This is a genomic window from Streptosporangium roseum DSM 43021 (assembly GCF_000024865.1).
Lineage (GTDB): Bacteria > Actinomycetota > Actinomycetes > Streptosporangiales > Streptosporangiaceae > Streptosporangium > Streptosporangium roseum.
The window spans coordinates 3,628,688-3,655,314 of sequence record NC_013595.1 but is presented as its reverse complement, the minus strand read 5'-3'; the positions used below and the strand labels follow the sequence as shown (position 1 = coordinate 3,655,314).

Sequence of the window (26,627 nt, the reverse complement as noted above, 5' to 3'; positions counted from 1 at the left end):
ACGCCGGACGTTACGCCGCCGTGAACCGCATTGGAAGAAGTTTCTGCAAGAGTCTGCAAAGTTGTTACATACTCCGCCAAGGGGACAGGGTGCGACAACCCCTCCATTGCCGGTGCTACTGACGGCAAATGCAGCTCAGACGGCACATCTGCCTCACCAGGTGACCTCCGGGCGGGACGCGGCCCCCTCCAGCACCCCCTGAAATCATTACAATTCAGAAAGTTTCGGCAAGGGATTGCATAGATCATGTCCAGTGAGTAACTTCCGGGCAACACCCTCGAAACAACTCCGCGGAGGCCCCCCGGTGGTCTGGCCACTCCTCCCACGACGCGCGAGAGCGACCCTCCTGTCGGGTGCCGTCCTCACGGCGGCCCTGATCATCCCCCTCGCCGCACCCCTCCCCCCCGCCGCCGCCGAAGCACGGCGACCGGCCCTGCCCGCCGGAGCCGTGACGGCGCCACAGCCGCCCGCCTCCCCCGTGGTCTCCGAGCTGAGCCGTACGGCGGGGCCCTCCGACCGCGACCTCGCCCGGGACGCGCTCCGCGCCGACCTGAGCCGCGAGCGCTTCTACTTCGCGATGACCGACCGGTTCGCCAACGGCGACACCGGCAACGACCGGGGCGGGCTGTCCGGAGACCGGGACGCCACCGGCTACGACCCCACGCACAAGGGCTTCTACCAGGGCGGCGACCTCAAGGGACTGCTCGGGAAGCTCGACTACGTCAAGAACCTCGGCAGCACCGCGATCTGGATCACCCCGGCGTTCCGGAACCGTCCCGTCCAGGGCACGGGCGCGAACGTCTCGGCCGGCTACCACGGCTACTGGATCACCGACTTCACCCGGATCGACCCGCACCTGGGCACGAACGCCCAGATGAAGCAGCTCGTGCGCGAGGCGCACCGGCGCGGGATGAAGGTCTTCTTCGACATCATCACCAACCACACCGCCGACGTGATCGACTACCGGGAGAAGACCTACTCCTACCGGTCGAAGGGGGCCTACCCCTACGTAGACGCCGGCGGCGCGCCGTTCGACGACCGGCGATACGCCGGCGGGGACACCTTCCCCGAGGTCGGCACCGGCTCCTTCCCCTACACGCCGGTCGCGCCCGGGGACGCCAAGACCCCGTCCTGGCTGAACGACCCGACGATGTACCACAACCGGGGCGACTCCACCTTCAGCGGCGAGAACGACCAGTACGGCGACTTCTTCGGCCTCGACGACCTGTGGACCGAACGGCCCGAGGTCGTCAAGGGCATGACCGACATCTACAAGACCTGGGTGCGCGACACCGGTCTCGACGGCTTCCGCATCGACACCGCCAAGCACGTCAACATGGAGTTCTGGGAGAGGTTCTCCCCCGCCCTGCGCGGCTACGCGGCCGGACTCGGCAACAAGCGCTTCTTCATGTTCGGCGAGGTCTACTCCAGCGAGCCGGCCTTCACCAGCCGCTACTCCACCCGCGGCGGGATGAACGCCACCCTGGACTTCCCGTTCCAGGAGGCCGCCCGCTCCTTCAGCGGCGGTACGGCCGGAGCCGCCAGGCTGGCCCAGCTCTTCGCCGGAGACGACCACCACACCGACGCCGACGGCAACGCGGCGTCGCTGCCGACCTTCCTCGGCAACCACGACATGGGGCGCATCGGCAGGTTCATCGCCCAGGACAACCCCGGCGCCGCCGACTCCGAACTCCTGCGCAGGGACCTGCTCGCCCACGAGCTGATGTATCTCACCCGGGGCCAGCCGGTCGTCTACTACGGCGACGAGCAGGGCTTCACCGGCAAGGGGGGCGACCAGGACGCCCGCGCCTCCATGTTCGCCTCCCGGACCGGCAGCTACCTGAGCGACGACCTGATCGGCACCGAGGCCACCCACGCCCAGGACAACTTCGTCCCCGGCCACCCGCTCTACCAGGGCATCTCGGCCCTGGCCCGGCTCCGTGACGCCCACCCGGCCCTGGCCGACGGCGCCCAGGTCGAGCGGCTCGCCGCGGGCGGCGTCTACGCCTTCTCCAGGATCGACGCCAGAGCCCAGGTCGAATACGTCGTCGCGGTCAACAACGCCGAGCAGCCGGCCGCCGTGAACGTGCCGACCTTCTCGGCGGACGTGGCCTTCACCAAGGTGTACGGCGAGGCCGCCGCGGCGCTCACGACGGGTGCGGACACCAAGCTGGCGGTGACCGTGCCGGCCCTGTCGGCGGTGGTCTACCGGGCCTCGGCGAGGCTCGCCGCCCCGGCGGCGACCCCGGCGGTGTCGATCGCCCTGCCCGGCGCCGAGATCAGGGGGACCGCCGAGGACGGCCGGATCCCCGTCACCGCGACCGTGCCGGGAACCGGCTTCGACCAGGTGACCTTCGCCGCCAAGGTGGGCGGCGGCTCCTGGAAGGTGCTCGGCACCGACGACGCGCCCAACGCCGTGCCGGGCGCGAGCCGTACCTTCCGCGTCTTCCACGACCTGCGCGGCATCCCGGCGGGAACGGAGATCGCCTACAAGGCGGTCGTGAAGGACTCCGCCGGCAGGTTCGCCTCGGCGACCGCGACGGCCGCCGTCGGCCCCGAGCCCGCCCAGGAGGAGCCCAGCGCGGTCAAGCGCGACTGGCTGGTCGTGCACTACCAGCGCGAGGACGCCGACGGCTGGGGCCTGCACGTCTGGGGCGACGTCGACAAGCCGACCGAGTGGGGCAGCCCGCTCCCGCTGACCGGCGAGGACTCCTACGGCAGGTTCGCCTGGATCAAGCTGAAGCCCGGCGCCTCCAACGTCGGGATCATCGTCCACAAGGGCGACGAGAAGGACGGCGGCGACCGCGTCGTCAACCCGGCCAGGACCGGCGAGGTCTGGCTGGCGGCGGGCGACCCCGCCACCCACGCCTCCCGCGCGGCGGCCCAGGGCTACGCGACCGTCCACTACCGCCGCCCCGACGGGAACTACCAGGGCTGGGGCCTGCACCTGTGGGGCGACGGGCTGGCCGACGGAGTGCCCACCGAGTGGGCCGCGCCGCGCCCTCCGGACGGCACCGACGCCTACGGCGTGTTCTGGAAACTCCCGCTGAAGAACGCCTCAGCCCCGGTGAACCACATCATCCACAGGGGCGACACCAAGGACCCCGGCCCCGACCAGACGTTCACCCCCGCCCTCCAGCCGGACGCCTACGTCGGCTCGGGTGTGGCGAAGGTCCATCCGACCCGGGCCGCGGCCGAGAACGTCGCGATCCTGCATTACCACCGGCCGGACGGGAATTACGAAGGCTGGGGACTACACCTGTGGGGTGACGTGGCCACTCCCACCGAGTGGGCCACCCCGCTCCAGCCGGCGGGTGAGGACGGGTTCGGAGTCCACTTCCGCGTCCCCCTGACCGAGGGGGCGAAGAACGTGAGCTACATCATCCACAAGGGCGACGAGAAGGACCTGCCGGACAACCAGGCGCTGGACCTCACCGCCGCGGGCCACGAGGTCTGGCGGGTGGCGGCCACCGAGGGCCACCTGCTGCCCCAGCCCCCGGCCCGCGGCGCGGCCGCCGACCTGAGCAAGTCGGCGGCCCACTGGATCGACCGGGACACCGTAGCCTGGAAGGTCGAGCCGTCCGCCTCGCTCCACCATTCCCTGGCCTTCTCGGAGAAGGGCGACATCGCCTACGCCAAGGGGGACCTCACCGGCGACCTGCGGATCATCCGGCTGATCCCCGGCGAGCTCACCGATGCCCAGAAGGCCAAGTGGCCGCACCTGGCCGGCTACGCCGCGCTGAAGGTGGACCCGCGCGACGCCGGCCTGACCGGTAAGGCCCTGCGCGGCCAGGTCGTGGCCGTCGAGCGGGACGCCTCGGGTGTGCTGCTCACCGCCACCGGCGTGCAGATCCCCGGCGTGCTCGACGACGTCTACGCCAAGGCGGCCGGCGTCGAGCTCGGCCCGGTCTGGCGCGGGACCCCCAGGTTGTCGGTCTGGGCGCCGACCGCGCGGAAGGTCGAGCTGGCGCTCCACCGCGACGCCGCGGGCGGCGGCCGTACCGTCCACGAGATGCGGCGCGACGACGAGACCGGCGTCTGGTCGGTGCGGGGCCTGTCCTCCTGGAAGGGGCGCTACTACACCTTCCTGGTCACGGTCTACTCGCCCGCGGCGGGCAAGGTCGTCACCAACGAGGTGACCGACCCCTACAGCCTGTCGCTGGCCGCCGACTCGGTCCGCAGCCAGGTGGTGGACCTGTCCGACCGGTCCCTCGCGCCCGGCGGCTGGTCCTCTCTGGCCAAGCCCCAGGCCGTGACCCAGGACAGGGCGTCGGTCTACGAGCTGCACGTGCGTGACTTCTCCGCCTCCGACGCCTCGGTCCCGGCGGACCGGCGGGGCACCTACGCGGCGTTCGCCGGGGACGGCGCCGGGATGAAGGAGCTGCGCAAGCTCGCCGAGGACGGCCTGACCCACGTGCACCTGCTGCCGGTCTTCGACATCGCGACCGTCCCGGAGAGGAAGGCCGACCGCGCCGAGCCGGACTGCGACCTGGCCTCGATGCCCGCCGACTCCGACCAGCAGCAGGCCTGCGTCGCGAAGGTCGCGGCCAAGGACGCCTTCAACTGGGGATACGACCCGCGGCACTACACCGTGCCCGAGGGCTCCTACGCGTCCGACCCGGACGGCTCCGGCCGGATCAAGGAGTTCCGGGGCATGGTGGCGGGGCTGAACGGAGCCGGGCTCCGGGTGGTCATGGACGTGGTCTACAACCACACCCACGCCGCCGGCCAGGACCCCACCTCGGTGCTCGACCGCATCGTGCCCGGCTACTACCACCGGCTGCTCGACGACGGTGCCGTGGCCACCTCCACCTGCTGCGCCAACACCGCGCCGGAGCACGCGATGATGGGCAAGCTCGTCGTCGACTCCGTCGTCACCTGGGCCCGCGACTACAAGGTGGACGGCTTCCGGTTCGACCTGATGGGCCACCACCCGAAGGCGAACATGCTCGCGGTCCGCAAGGCCCTGGACGGGCTGACCCTCGCCAAGGACGGCGTGGACGGCAAGTCGATCATCCTGTACGGCGAGGGCTGGAACTTCGGCGAGGTGGCCGGAGACGCCCGCTTCGAACAGGCCACCCAGCTCAACATGGCCGGCAGCGGGATCGGCACCTTCAGCGACCGCCTGCGTGACGCGGTGCGCGGCGGCAGCCCCTTCGACGCCGACCCCCGGGTCCAGGGCTTCGGCTCGGGCCTGGCCGGAGCGCCCAACGGATCGCCGGCCAACGGCACGGCCGAGCAGCAGCGGGCCCGCCTCCTGGGCTACCAGGACCTGATCAAGGTGGGGCTCACCGGCAACCTGCGCGACTACACCTTCACCGCCTCCGGCGGCAGGCAGGTCAAGGGCTCGGAGGTCGACTACAACGGCTCCCCGGCCGGCTACACCGCCTCGCCGGGCGAGGTCGTGACCTACGTGGACGCCCACGACAACGAGACGCTGTTCGACGCCCTGGCCTACAAGCTGCCGCAGGCGACCACGATGGCCGACCGGGTGCGGATGCAGTCGCTCTCCCTGGCCACGGCCGTGCTGGCGCAGGGCACCTCCTTCGTCCACGCGGGCAGCGAGCGGCTGCGCTCGAAGTCGCTCGACCGCAACTCCTTCGACTCCGGTGACTGGTTCAACCGGCTGCTGTGGGACTGCTCGCAGGGCAACGGCTTCGGCGCGGGCCTGCCGCCCAGGGCCGACAACGAGGACAAGTGGGCCTACGCCAGGCCGCTGCTCGCCGACCCGGCGCTCAGGCCCGACTGCGCGTCGATCGGCTCCGCGCGGGCCAGGTACGGCGAGCTGCTGAGGATCCGTTCCTCCTCGCCCGCCTTCGCGCTCGGCTCCCTGGCCGAGGTGCAGAAGCGGCTGACCTTCCCCACCAGCGGCGCCGCGGAGACCCCGGGCGTCGTCACCATGCACCTGGACGCCTCAGGCATCGACCCGCGCTGGAAGTCGATCACCGTCGTCTTCAACGCGACCCCCGAAACGCAGCCGCAGACCGTGACCGCGCTGAAGGACGCCCAGGTGACGCTCCACCCCGTCCAGACGGCCGGCGACGACGCCGTCGTGAAGCAGTCGGCCTTCGATCCCATCACCGGCACGCTGACGGTCCCGGCCCGCACGGTGGCCGTCTTCGTGCGTTCCTGACCGGAAAAGAGCTCGGGCCGGGTGTTGCAGCACCCGGCCCGATCAAGGGAACCCGTCCACAACCCTGGAGGCCCCCCGCATGAGATCCTACAAAGTCATTGTCACCACAGCGTTGAGCGCCCTGGCAAGCGCCGTCGTGGTGGTGCCCGCGGTGCTCAGCGCCCCCGCCCAGGCGGCACCGCCCACGCCCGGCCCGATCGTCAAGCTGTGGAACTGGAACTGGAACTCGGTCGCGCGCGAGTGCACCGACGTGCTCGGCCCCGCCGGGTACGGCGCGGTCCAGGTCTCCCCGCCCAGCGACTCGATGAGCAAGGGCGGCTCGGTCTGGTGGGACATCTACCAGCCCGCCCGCTACACCCTGAACAGCAAGTTCGGCGACGAGAACGCGTTCAGGAACATGGTCAGGGCCTGCCACGACGCGGGCGTCAAGGTCCACGCCGACGCGGTCGTCAACCACATGACCGGCCAGGGCAGCAGGAGCTACGGCGGCTACGACTTCGGCAAGTACTCCTACCCCGGGCTCTACTCCTCCTGGGACTTCCACTCCCCCACCTGCTCGATCAACGACGGCGACTACGTCAACGACGGCTGGCGGGTGCAGAACTGCGAGCTGGTCGGCCTGTCCGACCTCAACACCGGCTCCGAGTACGTCCGCAACCAGATCGCCGGCTACCTCAACAAGCTGACCGACCTCGGCGTGGACGGCTTCCGCATCGACGCCGCCAAGCACATCGCCCCCGGCGACCTGGCGGCGATCAAGTCCAAGCTGAGGGGCTCGCCGTACATCCACCAGGAGGTCATCGAGGGCCCGAACGAGGCGGTCAAGCCGGGCCACTACACCGGGATCGGCGACGTCCACGAGTTCGTGTACGGCCGCAAGATGAAGGAGCAGTTCACCGGCCAGATCAAGTGGCTGCAGAGCTTCGGCCAGAGCTGGGGCCTGTCGGTGCCCAGCGACAAGGCCGTGGTTTTCGTCGACAACCACGACACCGAGCGCAACGGCTCCACCCTCAACTACAAGTACGGCGACGCCTACAAGCTGGCCAACGTCTTCATGCTGGCGTGGCCGTACGGCACGCCGCGCGTCTACTCCGGCTTCACCTGGAACAACGGGGAGGGCGGCCCCCCGTCGGCCAACGGCGGCTTCGTCACCGACGCCGACTGCGGCAACGGGCAGTGGACCTGCTTCCACCGCCAGATGAGCGGGATGGTCGGCTTCAACCGGGCCGTCGCGGGCACCCCGGTCGGCAACTGGTACGACAACGGCAACAACGTGATCGCCTTCAGCCGCGGCGGCAAGGGCTGGGTCGCGATCAACAACGAGGGCGGCTCCGTCACCCGGACCTTCAGCACCGGCCTGCCCGCCGGGACCTACGCCGACGACCTGGGCGGCGGCTCGGTGACGGTCGGCTCGAACGGCACCGCCTCGGTGACCGTCCCCGCCAAGGGCGCGGTCGCCATCCACACCGGTGGCGTCAGGCCCACCGACCCGCCGGCCGGTGACGCCACCGTCTACTACGCCACCACCTGGACCGCCGCCAACATCCACTACCAGCCCACCGGCGGGACCTGGACCCCCGTCCCCGGCGTCGCCATGGACGAGACCGCCTGCGCCGGCTGGAAGAAGAAGACCGTCGACCTCGGCACCGCCACCGGGCTCAAGGCCGCCTTCAACAACGGCTCCGGCACCTGGGACAACAACGGCGACCGCGACTACACCATCGGCAGGGGCGTCAGCACGGTCAAGGGCGGCGTCGTGACCGCGGGCGCCACCAGCCCCTGCGGCGACGGTCCCGGCCCCAGCCCGACCCCGACGGTGAACCCGGGCGAGGTCGCCGCCTCCTTCAACGCGAACGTGACGACCTCCTACGGCCAGAACGTCTTCGTCGTCGGCGACGTCGAGGAGCTGGGCGGCTGGGACCCCGCCAAGGCCGTGGCGCTGTCGCCGGCCGGCTACCCCGTCTGGAAGGCCACGGTGAGCCTGCCGGCCGGCACGGCGGTCTCCTACAAGTACGTCAAGAAGAACCCCGACGGCTCGGTGACGTGGGAGAGCGACCCCAACCGCTCCTTCACCACCCCGTCCGGCGGCGCCGTGACGCGCGACGACACCTGGCGCTGAGCATCGCGGCCGGGCCGCGGCCCGGCCGGCCGTCCCGGGCTCCGGTGAGCCCGGGGCCACCCCCTCGCGGTCCCGGGCTCCGGTGAGCCCGGGACCGCCCCACAGCCTCACACGGAGGAGACCCCATGCGCTCATCCCCCCGACGCGCTCTCCGGCTGCTCACCGTCGCGGTCCTCGGCCTGGCCGGCGTCGCCGTCCCGCTCTCGGCGGCGCTGGCGGCCAACAGCGTGACCGTCTACTACGCCACCGCCTGGACCGGCGCCAACATCCACTACCAGCCCACCGGCGGAAGCTGGACCCCCGTCCCCGGCGTCGCCATGGACGAGACCGCCTGCGCGGGCTGGAAGAAGAAGACCGTCGACCTCGGCACCGCCACCGGGCTCAAGGCCGCCTTCAACAACGGCTCCGGCACCTGGGACAACAACGGCGGCCGCGACTACACCATCGGCGCCGGGGCCGTGAAGGTCTCCGGCGGCCAGGTCACCGCCGGCGACCCCTGCCCCGGCGGTGGACCGACCGAGCCGCCCGGCAAGCAGGCCGTCGTCTACTTCCACAAGAAGACCAGGGGCTGGAGCGCCGCCAACATCCACTACCAGCCCACCGGCGGGACCTGGACCCCCGTCCCCGGCGTCGCCATGGACGAGACCGCCTGCGCCGACTGGGCCAGGAAGACCGTCGACCTCGGCACCGCCACCGGCCTCAAGGCCGCCTTCAACAACGGCTCCGGCACCTGGGACAACAACAACGGCGCCGACTACGCCATCGGCACCGGACTGACCACCGTCAAGGACGGGGCGGTGCGCGCGAACGCCACCGAGCCGTGCACCCCCGAACCCCCGGACACCACCGCCCCCTCCGTCCCCACCGGGCTGACCGCCACGGCGGAGGGCACCACCGTCAAGCTGAGCTGGAACGAGGCCGGCGACGACATCGCGGTGACCGGCTACGAGATCACCCGCAGGAAGGGCTCCGAGGCCCCGGTGACGCTCACAACGGGCACCAACACCGTCTACACCGACGCCCGCCTGGAGGAGCAGACCACCTACGCCTACACGGTCAGGGCCCGCGACGCGGCGGGCAACCGGTCCGGGGCGAGCCCCGAGGCGGCGGCGAAGACCGGCGACGCCCCGCCAGGACCGGCCAAGGGCTCGCCACTGGGCGGCGACCCGCGCGAGGACTCCATCTACTTCGTGATGACCGCCCGCTTCAACGACGGCGACACCTCCAACAACCGCGGCGGCGGCCAGCACACCGTCTCCGGCAACGCCAGGAACAACGACCCGATGTTCCGCGGCGACTTCAAGGGCCTGATCGACAAGCTCGACTACATCAAGGGCCTCGGCTTCTCCGCTCTGTGGATCACCCCGGTCGTGCTCAACCGCTCCGACTACGACTTCCACGGCTACCACGGCTGGGACTTCCACCGTGTCGACACGCGGCTGGAGACCCCCGGCGCGACCTACCAGGACCTGATCGACAAGGCGCACGCCAAGGGCATCAAGATCTTCCAGGACGTGGTCTACAACCACAGCTCCCGCTGGGGAGCCAAGGGGTTGTACGTCCCCCCGGTGTGGGGCGCGCGTGACGAGCAGTGGAAGTGGCTCTACAGCGAGAAGGTCCCGGGCAAGGAGTACGACCCGCTGGAGGAGCACCAGGGCGACGACCCGGAGCTGACGGCCAGGCAGAACGAGATGGCCAAGGGCAGGCCGTACAACGGCGACCTGTGGTCCACCGCGGCCCCGGCGGGCAACACCTGCAGGGACTACGGCACGCCCACCCAGTGGAAGAGCCCCGAGGGCTTCACCATCCACAACTGCCAGTGGCCCAGCCCTACCTCGGGCATGTTCCCCGCGGAGTCCTATCACCAGTGCTGGATCGGCAACTGGGAGGGCTCGGACTCCAAGAGCTGCTGGCTCCACGACGACCTGGCCGACCTCAACACCGAGAACAAGGCGGTGCAGGACTACCTGATCGACGCCTACAACAAGTACATCGACATGGGCGTCGACGGCTTCCGCGTCGACACCGCCGTGCACGTCTCGCGGCTGGTGTGGAACCGCCGCTTCCTGCCGGCCCTGCAGCAGCACGCCGTGGCCACGCACGGGGACAAGGGCAAGGACTTCTACGTCTTCGGCGAGGTCGGGGCGTTCGTCAACGACAAGTGGAACCGCGGCTCGGTCAACCACTCCGCGCAGTTCTACACCTGGAAGGAGCGCAGGGAGTTCAACCCCGACGACGCCAGGGCGGTCGTCGAGCAGTTCGACTACGAGAACCTGATGGGCACCGGCAACCAGCCCACCACCGACAACGCCTTCCTGCGCGGCAACGCCTACCACGCGCCCGACCACTCGAAGTTCTCCGGCATGAACGTCATCGACATGCGCATGCACATGAACTTCGGCGACGCGCCCAACGCCTTCAACAACGGCAAGGACTCCGACGACAGCTACAACGACGCCACCTACAACACCGTCTACGTCGACTCCCACGACTACGGCCCCAACAAGTCCAACGAGCGCTACACCGGCGGGACCGACGCGTGGGCGGAGAACATGTCGCTGATGTGGACCTTCCGCGGCATCCCGACGCTCTACTACGGCTCGGAGATCGAGTTCCAGAAGGGTCAGAGGATCGACTGCGGGCCCACCTGCCCGCTGGCGACCACCGGCCGCGCCTACTACGGCGACCACCTCGCGGGCAGCGTCACCGCCTCCGGCTTCGGCGTCGTCTCCTCGGCCACCGGCGCGGTGGCGCAGACGCTGGACAAGCCGCTGGTCAAGCACGTGCAGCGGCTCAACCAGATCCGCCGGGCCATCCCGGCACTGCAGAAGGGGCAGTACTCGACCGAGGGCGTCACGGGCCAGATGGCCTACAAGCGCCGCTTCACCCAGGGGGCGGTGGACAGCTTCGTGCTGGTCTCGGTCTCCGGGGGCGCCACCTTCACCGGCATCCCGAACGGCACCTACGTCGACGCGGTCACCGGTGACAGCAAGGCCGTGACCGGCGGGACGCTCACGATCGCCGGCGGCGGCAAAGGCAACCTGCGGGCCTACGTCCTGTCACTGCCCGGCAACCCGGCCCCCGGGAAGATCGGTACGGCGGGGCCGTACCTGAGGTAGGACACGGTTCGCCGGCCGCGACGGCGGCCGGCGAACCCCCCGGGGCCGCCGGCCCGCTCGGCGACCACGCGCAGGTGACCGACGTGTCCCATCGCGGCGCTGTCCGCCTGCGCGAACTATGGGACGCCATGTCACACAGGGTAATCGAAAGCCCACTCGGGGGTAATTTGTCCTAACCAATACCGTTCGGGTAACAAAAAGATCTTTGCCCTACCTTGCCAGAACACCCTTTGTCACCCTTGCCGTCGTACGGCCTATGCCCCCTTTTCCGTACGCCAAGAGGAGACCAGAGGTGGCTGGCAAACTTGCCCTGCTCGAACCTGTCCACAAGGCCTTCGAGCAGCAGGCGCGACGGACCCCGCAGCGCACGGCGATCATCGCGGGGACGACCCGCACGACCTACACCGACCTCAACGCTCAGGCCAACCGGATAGCACACGAACTCGTCTCCCGGGGAGTACGGCGAGGCTCGACCGTCGGCGTGTGCCTGAACCGCGACGAGACGCTGATCGCGGCGCTGCTGGGCGTCTGGAAGACCGGCGCCGCCTACGTGCCGCTGGACCCGGCCTATCCGGCCGACCGCCTGGAGTTCATCGTCGAGGACGCCGGAGTGTCACACGTGGTGACCTCCGCGGCGCCGGCGGAGCGGCTGCCGGGGCGCGACCTCATCCTGGTGGACACGGTCGGTGACCGTTCGCAGGATGATCCGGACCTGCCGAGCGACCCGGCCGACCTGGCCTACGTCATGTACACCTCCGGCTCGACCGGCCGCCCCAAGGGCGTCGTGATCGAACACCGCAACGTGATGACGCTGCTGCGCTGGGACGCCGACCACTTCACCGCCGGGGAACTGGCCGGGTTCCTCGCCTCGACCTCGGTCTGCTTCGATCCGTCCGTCCCCCAGCTCTACCTCCCCCTGCTGCTGGGCGGCACGGTGATCATGGCGGAGAACCCCCTCGCACTGCACACCCTGCCCGCCAGGGACGAGGTCACGATGATCAGCGCGGCGGCCTCGGCGCTGACCGCGCTGCTGCGGGAGCCGCTGCCCCCGGGTGTGCGCACGGTGCTCTCCAGCGGCGAGCCGGTGAGCCGGGCGCTGGCCGACCGCGTCTTCGCCAACCCCGGCGTGCGGCGCATGGTGAACCTGTACGGGCCGACCGAGTGCACCGTGCACTGCTGCGCTCACGAGATCTCCAGGGACCATACGGGCGAGCCGCCGATCGGCACGCCGTACGCCTGGTCGGAGCTGTCGGTGCGCGGCGCCGGCGGCGAGGCGCTCGGCGACGGCGAGCTCGGCGAGCTGTGGGTGGCCGGTCCGCTGGTCGGCCGGGGTTACCTGAACCGGCCCGAGCTGACCGCCGAGCGGTTCGTGACCGACGCCGGAGGCGTGCGCCACTACCGCACCGGCGACCTGGTCCGCAGAGAGGGCGGAGTCCACTTCTACGAGGGGCGGATCGACGACCAGGTGAAGGTCGCGGGCTTCCGCGTCGAGCTGGGCGAGGTGCAGGGCAGGCTGGTACGCCACCCGCTGGTGAACCACGCCGTCGTGCTCGCCCCCATCGACGAGGAGGGCACCCGGCGGCTGGTCGCCTACGTCGAACCGGCCGGTCCCGGCCTCGACGACGGGCGGTTGCGGCTCTGGTTGCGCGACTGGCTGCCCGACTACATGATCCCCTCCAGGATCGTGTTCCTCGACGCCATCCCCGTGGGCCCCACGGGGAAGGCCGACCGCTCCCGGCTTCCCGCGGTGACGTTCTCCTCCGCCCGGGACTCCGCCACCCCGGCCTCCTCCGCCACCGTGGACGCAGCCGGGAACGAGTACGTCGCCCCCCGCGACGAGACCGAGCGGCGGCTCGCCGCCATCACCGCCGAGGTGCTCGTCGCCGAGCGGGTCGGCGTCCACGACCACTTCCTCGACCTGGGCGGGCACTCCCTGGCCGCCGCCAAGATCTGCGCCAGGGTCGAGCACGCGCTCGGGGTCCACGTCCCGCTGACGGCGTTCCTGGCGCGGCCCACGGTCGCGGAGCTGGCGGCGTACGTCGCCGAGGCCGCCCCGGCCGCCGTGACGCCGCTGGTCCGCCATACCGGGCGGATCGGCTACCCGCTGACCGAGGACCAGCGTGGCATGCTCCTGCTGCGCGAGGTCAGCCACAACCCCGGCGCCACCGCCATCGCCTTCCGGCTCGGGCTGCGCGGCCTCACCTCGGCGGAGCCGCTGCGGGCCGCGTTGGACGCGATCGTGCGCCGCCACGAGGCGCTGCGCGCCGTCGTCGTGGACAACGCGACCGTCGAGATCGGGCCGCCGGTGGCGGTGCCGCTGGACGAGCACCGCCCGGCTTCGGCGGAGGAGGCCGACGCGCTGCGGCGGGCCGCGGTCGCCCATGACTTCGACATCACCCGGGTGTCGCCGCTGCTGCGGGCCACCCTGCTGTGGTCGGGACCGGACAGCGCGGAGCTGGTGCTCCTCACCGATCACACCGCGTTCGACGGCTGGTCGCTGGGGATCGTCATGCGGGAGCTCCTCGACGGGCTCACCCGCTCCGGCGACGTCCCGGAGCCGCCGCTCCAGCTCGGCGATGTCGCGCTGCGCGAGCAGGCGACCGCCCGAGACGCCGAGGCGTTGCGGGCCTTCTGGGCCGAGGAGCTCGCCGGGGCGGTCCCGCCGTACGAGCTGCTGCCCCGCCCGGACGACCACCCCAGCCGCCTGCGCGGCGAGCGCCTGGTTCGCCCGATCGACCCGGCGACGGTCGCGCGGGTCGGCGAACTCGCGGCCGACTGCGGCGCCACCCCGTTCGCCGTCTACCTGACCGTGCTCGGCATGCTGGTCGCCGGGCTGACCGACCGGCGGGATGTCATCCTCGGCGCCGCCGTGGCCGATCGCGCCGAGCCCGGCCTGGAGGCCGTGGTCGGCGTGCTGGTCGACGTGCTGCCGGTGCGGCTGCGCCTGGAGGACGGGCTGTCGCTGCGCGCGGCCGTACGGCACGCGGGAGCCGTGACCGCCCGCGCGATGGACCACCGCGCGCTGTCCGCGTGGGAGCGGGCCGAGGCCGGCGGCGTCGAGCGCCCGCCCGGCGCGGTGCTGACACCTGTCACGCTCTCCATCCAGCCGACGGAGGTCCCCCTCTCCCTGGAGCGCGAGGGCGTGGGCGTGGACCTGATCGGCGAGCTGGACGCGGGCAGCGCCCAGGCGCCGCTGATCGTTTACGTCAACGCCACGGCGGCCGGGCCCGAGCTCCAGGTCGAGTACGACGTGGAGCATCTGGACCGGGCCGGGGCCGAGATCCTCACCGACCGGCTGGTCCGCCTGCTGGTGGACGCGCTGGCCCACCCCGACCGGTCGCTGTCGGCGTTCGAGGTGGTCGGCGCCGAGGAGCGGGCGGCGCTGCTGGCCGCAGGGACCGGCGTGCCGCTGCCCGCCGACGTGCCGCGGACCGTGGTGGAGGCGGTGCTGGAGCAGGCGGTACGGCGCCCGCACGCCCCGGCGGTCGTCGACGCCGGCGGCGTCCTCACCTATGGCGAGCTGGCCGGCTGGTCGCGACGGGTGGCCGCGGCGCTCGGCCCGACGGCAGCGGGCGCCTGCGTGGGCGTATGCCTGCCCCGCGACCGGTACCTCCCCGCGGCGCTGCTGGGCGTGCTGCTCGCCGGTGCCGCCTACGTTCCGCTCGACCCCGGCCACCCGCTCCGGCGGCTCCGCCACCAGGTCGACGACTCCGGCATCAAGATGATCATCGCGGCGGGCGAGGGGCTGGCGGTGGCCGGGAAGCTCGGCGACACCGTCGTCGATCTGGCCGGACTGCCCTCGGCGGAAGCCGTACAGGACGGGGCGAATCCCGCTGATCCCTCACGGGTGGAACCCCGCGACCTCGCCTACGTCCTCTACACCTCCGGCTCCACCGGCAGGCCCAAGGGCGTCGAGGTCACCCACGCCAACCTCGCCGCGTTCGTCGCCTCGATGACGATCGCCCCGGGGATCAGGCCCGACGACGTGATGCTCGGCCTGACACCGTTCTCGTTCGACGTGTTCGGCTTCGACCTGTGGGTGAGCCTCTGCCACGGCCTGCGGCTGGAGCTGCTGGGCCGTGACGACGCGCTTGACGGGCGGGCCGCCGCGCGGCGGATCGAGGAGGCGGGGGTCACGCTGATGACCGCGACCCCGACGACGCTGCGCATGCTGGTCGCCTCCGGCTGGCGCGGCGGGGACGTGCGCGTGGTCAGCATCGGCGAGGTGCTCGACCCCGCCCTCGCCGGTGACCTGCTGGAGCGGGTCGCCGAACTGTGGAACGCCTACGGCCCCACCGAGACCACGATCTACTCCACCATGCTCCGGGTCACGGCCCCGGTCGGCGACCAGGTGCCGATCGGCACGCCACTGGCCGGGGAGCGGGCCTACGTGCTCGACCGGGCAGGCCGCGTGCTGCCCGCCGGAAGGCCCGGCGAGCTGTGGATCGGCGGCGCCGGCGTGGCCAGGGGTTACCGGGGCCGGCCGGAGCTGACCGCCGCGGCCTTCACCGAGGACCCGCTGGGCGGGCGCCGCTACCGTACCGGCGACCTGGCCCGCTGGCGGCCCGACGGCACGCTCGACTTCCTCGGCCGCCGGGATCAGCAGGTGAAGGTCCGCGGCCACCGGATCGAGCTGGGCGAGATCGAGACCGTGCTCCGCGAGAACGTCGCCGACGCGGTCGTGACCGTGTACGGAGGCGACCACCTGGTCGGCTACCTCGTCGCGCCGCCGGGGACCGGCACCGATGAGCTGGAGCGGCGTCTGAGCTCCCGGCTCCCCGACTACATGGTTCCCCGCCGCTGGGTGCTCCTGGATGCTCTGCCCGTCACGGCCTCCGGCAAGGTGGACCGCACCGCTCTGCCCGAACCCGGCGGTGAAGCCTCGCGGGTGTCGCCGAGCACCGAGGCCGAGCTGCTGGTCGCCGAGGTGTGGGCCGCCGTGCTGGGCCGCTCCGACCTCGGCGCGCACGACGACTTCTTCGCACTCGGCGGTCACTCCGTGGCCGTCGCCCTCGTGACGGCCCGGCTGAGCGCCGCCCTGGACCTGCGGGTGCCCGTGCGCCTGCTGTTCGAACGGCGGAGGCTGGCCGACTACGCCGCACGGCTTGAGGTCCTGCTGCTGGCCGACCTGGAGGCGGATTCATGACCGAGCTTGTCGAGACCATCGGCAGACACGGCACTTTGGTCACGGGACCGGCGAAGGAGGGCTCATGACCATCAGCGACGAGCGCCGGAGCGCCCTCGCGGCCCGGCTGTCGGCCGCGCGCCGCACCGCCGCCCGGACCGCCCCGGCGATCCCCGCCAGGGAGGCGACCGGCGGTCCCGCTCCGCTGTCGCCCGCCCAGGCACGGCTGTGGTTCCTCGCCCAACTCGACGACCGGGCCGCCTACAACGTGCCCGCCGCCGTACGGCTGCGCGGCCCGCTGGACACCGCCGCGCTGCTGGGCGCCGTACGCGACCTCGCGGACCGGCACGAGGTGTTGCGCAGCCTGGTCACCGACGAGGGCGCCACCCCGGTCGACGCCGACCGGGTCCCGATCACGGTCGAGGACCTCGACGACCACGATCTGTTGGAGGCGCGGCTGCAGGGGGAGCTCGCTCGCCCGTTCGCGCTGGACTCCGAGCCTCCCGCCCGCGCCCTGCTGCTCCGCCTCACCGGCGCCGACGAGCACGTCCTGGCGCTGACCGTGCATCACATCGCCTTCGACGCCTGGTCGCGGAACCTGGCGCTGGCCGAGCTGGCCGCCCTGTATGCGGCACGGCTTGGCATGGCCGAGCCGCCCGCACCGCCGAAGGTGCAGTACGCCGACTACGCGGCGTGGCTGGCCGGGCGGCCGGAGGGCGACCTCGCCTGGTGGACCGGACGGCTGGCCGGGCTCGAACCGGTCCTGGACCTGCCCGTGGACCGGGCCCGGCCGTCGATCGCCGACTGGTCGGGCGCCGCCGTCCCGTTACGGCTGGCGCCCGCGCTGACCGCCCGGGTCCGCGGGGTCGCCGCCGAGACCGGCTGCACCCCGTTCATGGTGCTGCTGGCCGCCTGGCAGGAGCTGCTGGGCCGGATCTCCGGCACCGACGACGTGCCGGTCGGCGTGCCCGAGGCGGGACGGCTCCATCCCGACACCGCGCACATGCTCGGCTGCTTCGTCAACACGCTCGTCCTGCGCGGCGACAGGTCCGGCGAGCCGACCGGCCGCGAGCTGCTGGTCCGGACCAAGGACGCCGTGCTGGACGCCCTCACCCACCGCGACGTGCCCTTCGAGCGGATCGTGGAGCACCTGCACCCCGAGCGCAGCCTCGCCACCACTCCGATCTTCCAGGCGCTGCTCAACGTCCTGGACGACCGCCCCCAGGCGCTGGACTTCCCCGGCCTCACCGCGGAGCAGGCGCCGCCTCCGCCGCGCACCACCAAATACGACCTCAACCTCGCCTTCGTCAACGAGGGCGAGGAGTACGACGGTGAGCTGACCTACCGTACCGACCTGTTCGACGGGCCGACCGCGCGGCGTATGGCCGGCTGGTACCTGAACCTGCTGGAGGGCATGCTCGCCGACCTGGACGCTCCCGCGGCGGCCGTGCCGCTGGAGCCGGTGTCCGGGCCCGCCGTCGCGGGCGCGCGGACACGGATGGACCTGACCCGGCCGCTGCACGCGGTGATCGGCGACCGGGCGCGGCGCACGCCGGAGGCGACCGCCGTGGTGGACGCCTCCGGATCGCTCACCTACGGCGAGGTGGACCGGCTGGCCAACCGCCTGGCACGTCACCTGACCGCGGCCGGGGTGCGGCCGGACGAGCCGGTCGGAGTGCTGGTCGATCGCCGATCCGTGCTGGTCCCCGCGCTCCTCGGCGTGCTGCGGGCGGGTGGGGCGTACATGCCGATGGAGCCCGCCTACCCCGACGACCGCCTCGCCTACATGATGGAGACGGCTGGCGCGCGCGTCGTACTGGCCGACCGCGAGCACGCCGGCCGGGTCCCCGGCACGCTGGTCCTGCCCGACCTGCTGGCCGCCGGGCCCGACGATCCCGTGGAGGTCGACGTCACCCCCGGCCACCTCGCGCATGTGATCTTCACCTCCGGCTCCACCGGGCGGCCCAAGGGTGCCGCGATCGAGCACCGGTCGGCGCTGCACTACCTGCACGGCCTGGCCGAGCTGGTGCCCGACGTCCACTCCTCCTACGGCGTGGTCTCCACGATCGCCTCCGACCTGGTGCTGACCTGCCTGTACGGCGCGCTCGTCCGGGGCGCCGCCGTCCATCTGGTGGACCAGGACGCCGCCACCGACCCGGAGGCGTACGCCGCCTACCTCGCGGCGCATCCCGTCGACGTGATCAAGATGGTGCCCAGCCATCTGGAGCTGCTGGCCGCCCACGGCGACCTGGCCCGGATGCTGCCGCGCCGGCTGCTGATCCTCGCCGGCGAGGCGACGTCGTGGGAGCTGGCCGAGCGCGTCCGGGCGGCCGGCCCCGACCTGGAGGTGCAGATCCACTGCGGGCCGACGGAGACCATGGTCTCGGTGCTCGGCGGCCGGGTGCCCGACCCGCCGTCGAGGTCGGGGTCTGTCCCGCTGGGCCGCCCGCTGGCCGGCGTCGACTGCTACGTCGTCGACGCCGCGAGCCGTCCACTGCCCGCCGGGGTGCCGGGTGAGCTGTGGGTTGCCGGTCCCAGCCTGGCCCGCGGCTACCTGAACCGCCCCGACCTGACCGCCGAGCGGTTCGTCCCCGACCCGGTGGCCGGGATCGACCGCTGCTACCGCACCGGCGACCGGGTCCGGCTCAACTCCGCCGGGCTGGTGGAGTTCCTCGGCCGGGTCGACGACCAGGTCAAGATCAGGGGCTTCCGGGTGGAGCTGGGCGAGGTGAAGGCCGCGCTGCAGGAGCAGCCCGGGGTCCGGGAGGCCGCGGTGCTGCCGGTCGGAGAGGGACGCTCCCGGCGGCTGGCCGCCTGGGTCGCACCCGCCTCGGTGGACCTCGCCGTAATCCGGGCGGGGCTGCGCGAGCGGCTGCCCGACTACATGGTCCCGCCCGCGATCGTCGTCCTCGACGAGCTGCCGCTCACCCCGCTGGGCAAGGTCGACCGGGCCCGCCTGCCGATCCCCGAGGCGGCGCCCGCCGCGGAGCGGGTCGCGCCGAGCACGCCGACCGAGGTGCGCATCGCCGCGGTGTGGGCGGACATCCTGGACGTGGAGGTCGGCGTCGACGACGACTTCTTCGCACTGGGCGGCGACTCCTTCCGCGCGGTCCGGGCGGTCCGGGAGATCGACCCGTCGCTGCGGGTGATCGACCTGTTCACCCGGCCCACGGTCCGCGAGCTGGCCGCCCATCTCGACGGCGGCGCCGAGGCCCCGGCCGGGCTGCTGCACCGGCTGGCCGGTCCGCGCACGGCGAGCCGTACCGTCATCTGCCTGCCCTACGGCGGCGGCTCGGCCGCCGCCTACCAACCGCTCGCCACCGCGCTGACCCGCTCCTGCCCCACCACGGCGGTGCTCGCCGTCGAGCTGCCCGGGCACGACCCGGCGCGGCCCGACGAGGCCATGCTGCCGATGCCGGAGCTGGTCGACCGGATCGTGGCTGAGCTGGCCGGGATCTCCGGCCCGATCGTGCTGTACGGCCACTGCGTCGGCTCGGCCGCCGCGACCGAGCTGGCGCTGCGGCTGGAGGCGTCCGGGACTCCGGTCACCGGCGTCTTCGTCGGCGGCAGTTTCCCCGACGCCCGGCTGCCCGGACGGCTGTCGGCCTGGTGGAACCGGAGGTTCCCCGCCCATCGCTGGGCCTCCGACCGCACCCAGCGCGACTTCCTGCGCACGCTGGGCGCCCTGGACGAGGACTTCGGCGACACCGGGACCATGCTGCGCGGCCTGCGGCACGACGTCGAGGAGGCGCAGGCGTGGTTCAGCCGCCACCTCGACACCCCCGCCGGCGAGGAGCGCAGGCTCGCGGCGCCGCTGCTGTGCGTGATCGGCGAGCGGGACCGCGCGACCGAGCTCTACCAGGAGCGCTACCGGGAGTGGGGGGCGTTCGCCGACCGGGTGGGGCTGGCCACGATCCCCCGGGCCGGTCACTACTTCATCAAGCACCAGGCCGAGCCCCTGGCCCGGCACATCTCCGAGCACCTGGACCGCTGGGCCGGCGGCGACCTGCCCGAGCCGGTCGGGGAGGTCGAGGTCGCGGGCCGGAGCGCCCGCAGGGACCTGCGCCGCTTCTACACCGTCGCGGCCGGACAGACCGTGTCGCTGCTCGGTGCCGCGCTGACCTCCTTCGCGCTGGGCGTGTGGGCCTACCAGGAGAGCGGCCGGGTGCTGGACTACGCCCTGGTCAGCATGCTCGCGCTGCTGCCGTCGCTGCTGGCGGCGCCGCTGGGCGGCGCGGTCGCCGACCGGGTCGACCGCAGGCGGGTCATGCTGGTGTGCGACGGTGTCTCCGCCGCGGCCACCGCGGCCCTGGTGATCCTGCTGTGGCTGGGGCGGCTGGAGGTCTGGCAGGTCGGGATAATCGCCGGGTTGCTGTCGCTGGTGACGGCCTTCCACCGGCCCGCCTACCTGGCGGCGGTGGCGCAGCTGGTGCCCAAGCCGTACCTTATGCAGGCCAACGCGGTGGCGAACCTCGGCACCGGTCTGGGCATGCTCATCGGCCCGCTGGGCGGCGCCGCGCTCATCGCGCTGGTCGGGCTGCACGGCGTGGTGGCCGTGAACATCGTCACGTTTCTCGCCGGGCTCGGCACGCTGCTGCTGGTCCGCTTCCCCGACCGGCTGTTCTACCGCCTGGAGGAGTCCTTCGGGCAGGCCATCGTCGGCGGCTGGCGCTTCCTCGTACGGCGCCGCCCCCTGATGATCATGATCGGGTTCTTCGTCGTGATGAACTACCTGAACATGCTCGCCCTGGCCGTGACCGTGCCCGCGGTGCTGTCGTTCGGCGACGTCGCGGGCGTGGGCGCGGTGACCGCGATGCAAGGCGTGGGCGCGGTGCTCGGCTCGCTGGTCATGGTGTTCTGGGGCGGCACCGAGCGTCGCGCGATCGGCATGGTCGGCTTCGTGATCGGTTTCGGGGCCGGGGTGCTGCTGGTCGGGCTGCGGCCCTCGCTGGCGCTGGCGGCCTTCGGCGGGCTGATGTCGTGGGTGTTCCTCACCGTGCTCAACGCGCACTGGTTGGCGCTCATCCAGCTCAAGGTCGGCCTGGAGCTACAGGGCCGGGTGCTGGCCACCAACCAGATGCTGGCGGTGTCGATGACACCGCTGGCGTTCCTCACCGCGCCGTCGCTGGCCGACGATGTCTTCGGCCCGCTGCTCGTCCCGGGTGGCGCCCTGGCGGACACGCTCGTCGGTGACGTCGTCGGGGTGGGGCCGGGGCGCGGCGCCGGGCTGCTGCTGGTCGTCTGCGGTGCGCTGCTGATGCTCTGGGGCGCGCTGGGGCTGTGGTACCGGCCGCTGCGCCGGATGGAGGACGCGCTGCCCGACGCGGTGGCGGGCGCCGAGATCGCCGATGACCTGGACGCGGTCCAGGTCGAGGCGGACGCCGTCCTGCTGGAGGACGCCGGCCGGAGAGGGTGAGGGGCCTCGCGCCCCCTCACCCGGGGTCCGGAGCGACGCCCCGGACCCCGGGTGCCGCCGTCCCCGATGGCCACCTCGGCTCCGCCGTACGCGGGGACGGCCGAACGGGCGGCGGGCGCGGGCCGTCAGGAGGCGATCAGCTTCGCCAGGCCCGGGTAGTCGGTGACGATGCCGTCGTCGTCGAAGGTGAGATCGGCACTGAAGCCCTCGCTCTCGTAGCGCACCGCGCCGGGGGCGAGATGGGTGTAGCGCTGGGGGTGGCGGATCACGTGCAGGTGCGGGACCTGGACCCAGGCCATGACGAAGTCCATCCGCCCCTCGCACTTGTCGAGGCCGTGACGGAGCACCGGCATGGTGTTCGTCAGCGGCGATAGCCCGAGGTCGCAGTCGAGCGCGCCGTTCAGGACGTTCATGTCCCCGCCGGGCGGCGGCCCGCCGAGGCGCCCCTCCTCCTTGGTCTCGCACGACCAGGTCCCGTGGGCGGAGCGGCGCAGGTCGAGCGCCCGGTGCCAGTCCGCGCCGTGGACCCGTACGGAGAGCAGCTCGGTCATGTATCCGGGGAGGGTCCGCAGGATGTACTCCAGCCGGTAGGGCACGGGATCCGTCCCGATCGCCACGCCGACCGCCGTCAGCTCCGACGCGAGGCCCACCTCGGCGTATTCGGCGCCCTCGTCCTTCATCCACACGAGTCCACGCATCCCTCTCCCCTTTCGCCCGCCCCTTCCCACCCCCGCGCGAGGTGGCCGGCGGCACCGACGTACCCCGGGGAGGGAGGCGTGAACCGCGCGCGGCCCCGGGGAGGGGGCCGGCGGTCGCGGCCCGCCCCCGTGCCGGTCTCCGGGCATCAGGCCCCCCGGCCGGCGTGCGGCCCGCTCGGGGGTGTCACGCACCTGCCGGTACGGCGTCGGCGAGTGCCTGGAACAGGCGGGACGGGTCCTCGGCGATCCGGTTGCAGACGTAGAGCCACCATTCGGTGCCGAAGATGACGTACTCGCGGACCGGGTAGCCGCGCGACTGCGCGGAGCGCAGCTGCTCGGGGCCGAGGCCGAGCAGCGTCTCGAACTCGAAGCGCTCCGCCTCCCGCCGCGCACCGGCCAGGTGGTTGTGGAGCTCGTCGAGGATGTCCTGGTCGTGGGTGGCGATGGAGCAGGCGTGGCCGCTGTCGAGCAGGGCCCTCGCGTAGCGGAGGTAGGCCGTCCGGAGGTCGGCCCCGCCGCGCGGGTAGGCGACGGACTCGGGTTCGAGGAAGGCCCCCTTCACCAGGCGGATGCGCCCGGGGCGTTCCAGCAGGCGGGGAAGGTCCTCGGCGGTCCGGTGCAGCCGGGCCTGAACCGTGATGCCGACGTGGTCGAACCGCTCGCACAGCCGCCCGTGGGTCCACAGGATGAGGTCGGTCCGGTCCGACCCCTCCATGGAGATCATCATCTCCTGGCCGGCGCCCGCCGCCGCCTCGGCGACGCGGACGGCGTTGGCCAGGCCCAGCTCGGCGTCGACCACCGAGCCGATGTGGGACAGGTCGAGCGAGATCGAACAGTTCAGCCCCTGTTCGGCGACCTGCCCGGCGAGGGCGACGAACACCTCCGTCTCCGCCACGGCCCGCGCGGCGTCCCGGCAGCTCTCGCCCGCGTATTCGACCGAGGCGGCCTGTCCCCTGGCGTTGATCTCACGGACCCGCCCGAGCGCCTCCTGCGGGGTCTCCCCGCCGATGTAGCGTCCGGCGACCCGCCGGGCGATGGGGAGCAGCACGGGGTCGGCCGCGATCCGCCATTTAAGGGCTTCGTCCAGCGCCAGGGCGCGCAGCGTCTCGGCCGCGAGTTCCTCGGGTCTCCGGGACCCGATCGTCGATGAGGTCATGGTCATCTCCTTCTTCAGCTCCCGGACTCTATCACCAACGAATATTGTTTTTACAGATTCACCGGTGGACGCCTTCCCGCTGGACGATCGAGTCCAGGCAGCCTCACCTCACTCCCCCAGGCCGGCGCGACGGGCGCGGACCACTGCCTGGGTACGGTCGGCCACCTGCAGCTTCGCGAATATCGAGGTGAGGTGGTTCTTGACGGTCTTCTGGCTGAGGAAGAGCCGCCGGGCGATCTCGGCGTTGCTCTTCCCCGAGGCGAGCAGGTCGAGGATCTCCCGCTCCCGCTGGGTCAGCTCCGGGAAAGGGCCGCTCTCCGGGCCTGTGGTGAGGAACCTCCGGATACGGCGGGCCACCGCCGGGCCGTACACCGCCTCTCCCCTGGCGACGGCCCGGACGGCGGCGATGAAGTCGTTGCCGTCCGCGCCCTTGAGGACATAGCCCCGAGCTCCGGCGCGCAACGCGGCGAAGACCGACGCGTCGTCCTCACTCATCGTCAGCACGAGCACGCCGAGATCGGGCCGCCGGTCGATCAGCGTCCGGGTCGCCTCGATCCCCGTGACCCCCGGCATCACCAGGTCCATCACGACGACGTCCGGGTTCAGTGACAGGACGAGCGCGATCGCCTCCTCTCCGTCCCCCGCCTCGCCCACCACCTCGGCCCCGCCGACCTGCTCCAGCAGCGCCCTCAGGCCGTGCCGGAGCAGCGGGTGGTCGTCCACGAGCAGCACGCGGATCGGTTCACCGATCGACTCGGAGCTCACAGGCTCACCTGTCGGCATGAAGCTCACAGGGGAAGCACCGCCTCGACGATCGTGCCCTTTCCCTGGCTGGACGTCCTTCGCAACAGGCCGCCGAGCTCGGCGGCCCGCTCCCGCATGCTGCCCGATCCCACTCCCTCTACGACGGGGTCGGGCAGGCCGCGGCCGTCGTCGCGGATCTCCAGGAACAGCCGCTCCGGCTCGGCCCTCACCGTGATCTCCACGTTCGACGCGTCCGCGTGCCGGAGCGCATTGGCCAGAGCTTCCTGGCTGATCCGGTACGCGGCCACCTCCACCGCCGCCGGGAGGGCCGGGAACGGCAGCGGAGCTCTGACAGCGACCGCCGGACCGCCGCCGGGATCCGGGGCGATGTCCAGGACGAGGTCCTCCAGCGCGCCGTCCAGGCCGAGCTCGTCCAGCGCCGGGGGCCGCAGATCATGCACGGTCCGGCGGATGTCACCGACGAGCCCGTCGGTGAGCTGCCGTACTTCCCGGAGCTGGTCGCGCAGGCCGGCCGGTGCCATGGCCCGGATCAGATCCAGCCGGACGCAGATGGTGGCCAGGCCGGGGCCGAGGCCGTCGTGCAGGTCGCGGCGGAGACGGCGGCGCTCCTCCTCGCGCGCGATGACCAGTCGCTCGCGCGAGGACTGGACCTCCCGGGCCAGGCGTACCGCGGCGAGAGCCACCGCCAGGTGCCGGGCGAGATCGTCGAGTACGGCCAGGTCCAACCTGGACAGGTCCTCACCCGGCGAGCGCGGGGCGGCGCGCAGTTCCCCTTCCCGCTGACCGCCGCTCAGCAGCGGCAGCCGTACCCCGTGTTCGGGGACGCCGCCGACGACGGAGACGGGCGTGCCGTCGGCGGCGAGCACGGCGACCGAGGGAAGCCGGAGCGTGTGCGCCACGGTCTCCGCGGCGCCGTCGAGGAGCCGCGTCGGGTCGGCCGACACCTCCAGCCGCTGGCCGAGCAGGGACAGCGCCGCCGCGGGATCGCCCCGGTTGCCGAAGAGCAGGCGGGCCACCGCCCGCTGTACCGCGTCGCGGAGCGGTGCGAACGCCACCGCCACCACAGCGGTGCCCAGGAGAGGTTCCAGCACCCCGCCGTCCTGCCGCAGCAGCGTGTCGAACGTGGTGACCGTCGCCAGGTAGGCGCCGAGCAGCAGGCACGTGACCGCGACGTAGACGACGGTACGCCGGATCAGCACCTCGATGTCGAACAGCCGGTAGCGGAAGATCGCGACCGCCGCCGCGGCGGGGAGCAGCGGCAGGGTCGCCGCCTGAAGCCACGCCCCGAGCAGCGGCAGGCCGTCCGGCGGCGCCGCGTCGACGATCGAGGCGAGCGCGATGGCGACGGCCGAGGCCAGTACGGGCAGGAGCCGGCGCCGGTCCTGGGCGGAGCGGACCCGCATGGCCACCGCGACCACGCCGGCGACGGACATCGCGACGATCACGGCGCCGAAGGAGACCGCGACGACGTCCGTCGGCACGAAACCGAGCGGGTTGGGCTCCTCGGTGCCCCAGACCCAGCTCCGGTCCCGGAACATCAGCATGGCCTGGAGCACGACGGTCATCAGGACCAGCGTCCCGATCACCCACCGCCACCGCCGGGACGGCAGCCGGCCGTCGGGCAGCAACATCGGCAGCAAGAAGAGCGGCCCGAACCCGGTGAAGAACACCCAGTTCATCACCCAGGCCGCGAAACCGGCCCCGGGCCACCCGTGCGCCTCGCCGTACACGGCATAGCCGCCCGCCAGCGCCTGCATCGCCAGCCCGGCACCGCTGAGGCAGAACAGCCAACCGAGCAGGTTACGCGGTCTGCGCGTGACGATCAGCGCCCCGACGAGGGGGAAGGTCAGGCCGACCACGGCGTCGAGTACCAGGTAGGTGACATCCGGGACGGGAACCGCGACGGTCAGGACGGCACCGGCCAGGATGGCCGTCGACGAGGCACCGGGGATCAGCCACGGCCATCGATAAGTACGCACTCGCACATGGTGAAATATCCCATGTCACCTGGACAATGGGGGCGGGACCATGACGGGACCACAGGTCCAGGAGATCGGGACCGCCGGGCGGATGTACTGCCGCCATGCATACAACGC

Annotated in this window: 9 protein-coding genes; 5 read left to right on the top strand and 4 right to left on the bottom strand. The window is 72.2% G+C overall.

The genetic code is table 11. The features are described 5' to 3' along the window. Positions 1-304 precede the first annotated feature (304 nt). The 5 genes from pulA to SROS_RS16170 all read left to right on the top strand — a co-directional run bounded on the left by pulA (position 305) and on the right by SROS_RS16170 (position 21,912). Positions 305-6,133 (top strand): pullulanase-type alpha-1,6-glucosidase, encoded by a 5,829-nt coding sequence (pulA, locus tag SROS_RS48650; protein ID WP_012890021.1) that lies wholly within the window; start codon positions 305-307, stop codon positions 6,131-6,133. A gap of 79 nt (positions 6,134-6,212) precedes the next feature. Continuing rightward, on the top strand, positions 6,213-8,252 hold the full coding sequence (locus SROS_RS16185; RefSeq protein ID WP_012890020.1) for a carbohydrate-binding module family 20 domain-containing protein: 2,040 nt from the start codon (positions 6,213-6,215) through the stop codon (positions 8,250-8,252). A gap of 125 nt (positions 8,253-8,377) precedes the next feature. Then, complete coding sequence (locus SROS_RS16180) at positions 8,378-11,371, top strand: carbohydrate binding domain-containing protein (protein ID WP_012890019.1); 2,994 nt, start codon at positions 8,378-8,380, stop codon at positions 11,369-11,371. A gap of 292 nt (positions 11,372-11,663) precedes the next feature. After that, on the top strand, positions 11,664-16,517 hold the full coding sequence (locus tag SROS_RS16175; RefSeq protein WP_012890018.1) for a non-ribosomal peptide synthetase: 4,854 nt from the start codon (positions 11,664-11,666) through the stop codon (positions 16,515-16,517). A gap of 64 nt (positions 16,518-16,581) precedes the next feature. Beyond that, positions 16,582-21,912 carry a non-ribosomal peptide synthetase/MFS transporter gene (locus SROS_RS16170; protein WP_012890017.1) on the top strand — a complete coding sequence of 1,777 codons (5,331 nt, stop codon included), beginning with the start codon at positions 16,582-16,584 and terminating at the stop codon, positions 21,910-21,912. Between the two features lie 125 nt (positions 21,913-22,037). Here SROS_RS16170 and SROS_RS16165 read toward each other — a convergent pair whose 3' ends face one another. The 4 genes from SROS_RS16165 to SROS_RS16150 all read right to left on the bottom strand — a co-directional run bounded on the left by SROS_RS16165 (position 22,038) and on the right by SROS_RS16150 (position 26,510). Beyond that, a complete protein-coding gene (locus SROS_RS16165; protein ID WP_012890016.1) occupies positions 22,038-22,610 on the bottom strand; it encodes a putative glycolipid-binding domain-containing protein in 573 nt (190 codons plus the stop codon). A gap of 184 nt (positions 22,611-22,794) precedes the next feature. Further along, positions 22,795-23,766: a proline dehydrogenase family protein gene (locus tag SROS_RS16160; RefSeq protein ID WP_012890015.1), complete on the bottom strand. Its 972-nt coding sequence runs from the start codon at positions 23,764-23,766 to the stop codon at positions 22,795-22,797. A gap of 108 nt (positions 23,767-23,874) precedes the next feature. Further along, complete coding sequence (locus tag SROS_RS16155) at positions 23,875-24,549, bottom strand: response regulator (protein WP_043655786.1); 675 nt, start codon at positions 24,547-24,549, stop codon at positions 23,875-23,877. Between the two features lie 5 nt (positions 24,550-24,554). Then, positions 24,555-26,510: a sensor histidine kinase gene (locus tag SROS_RS16150; protein ID WP_043652130.1), complete on the bottom strand. Its 1,956-nt coding sequence runs from the start codon at positions 26,508-26,510 to the stop codon at positions 24,555-24,557. Positions 26,511-26,627: the final 117 nt, after the last annotated feature.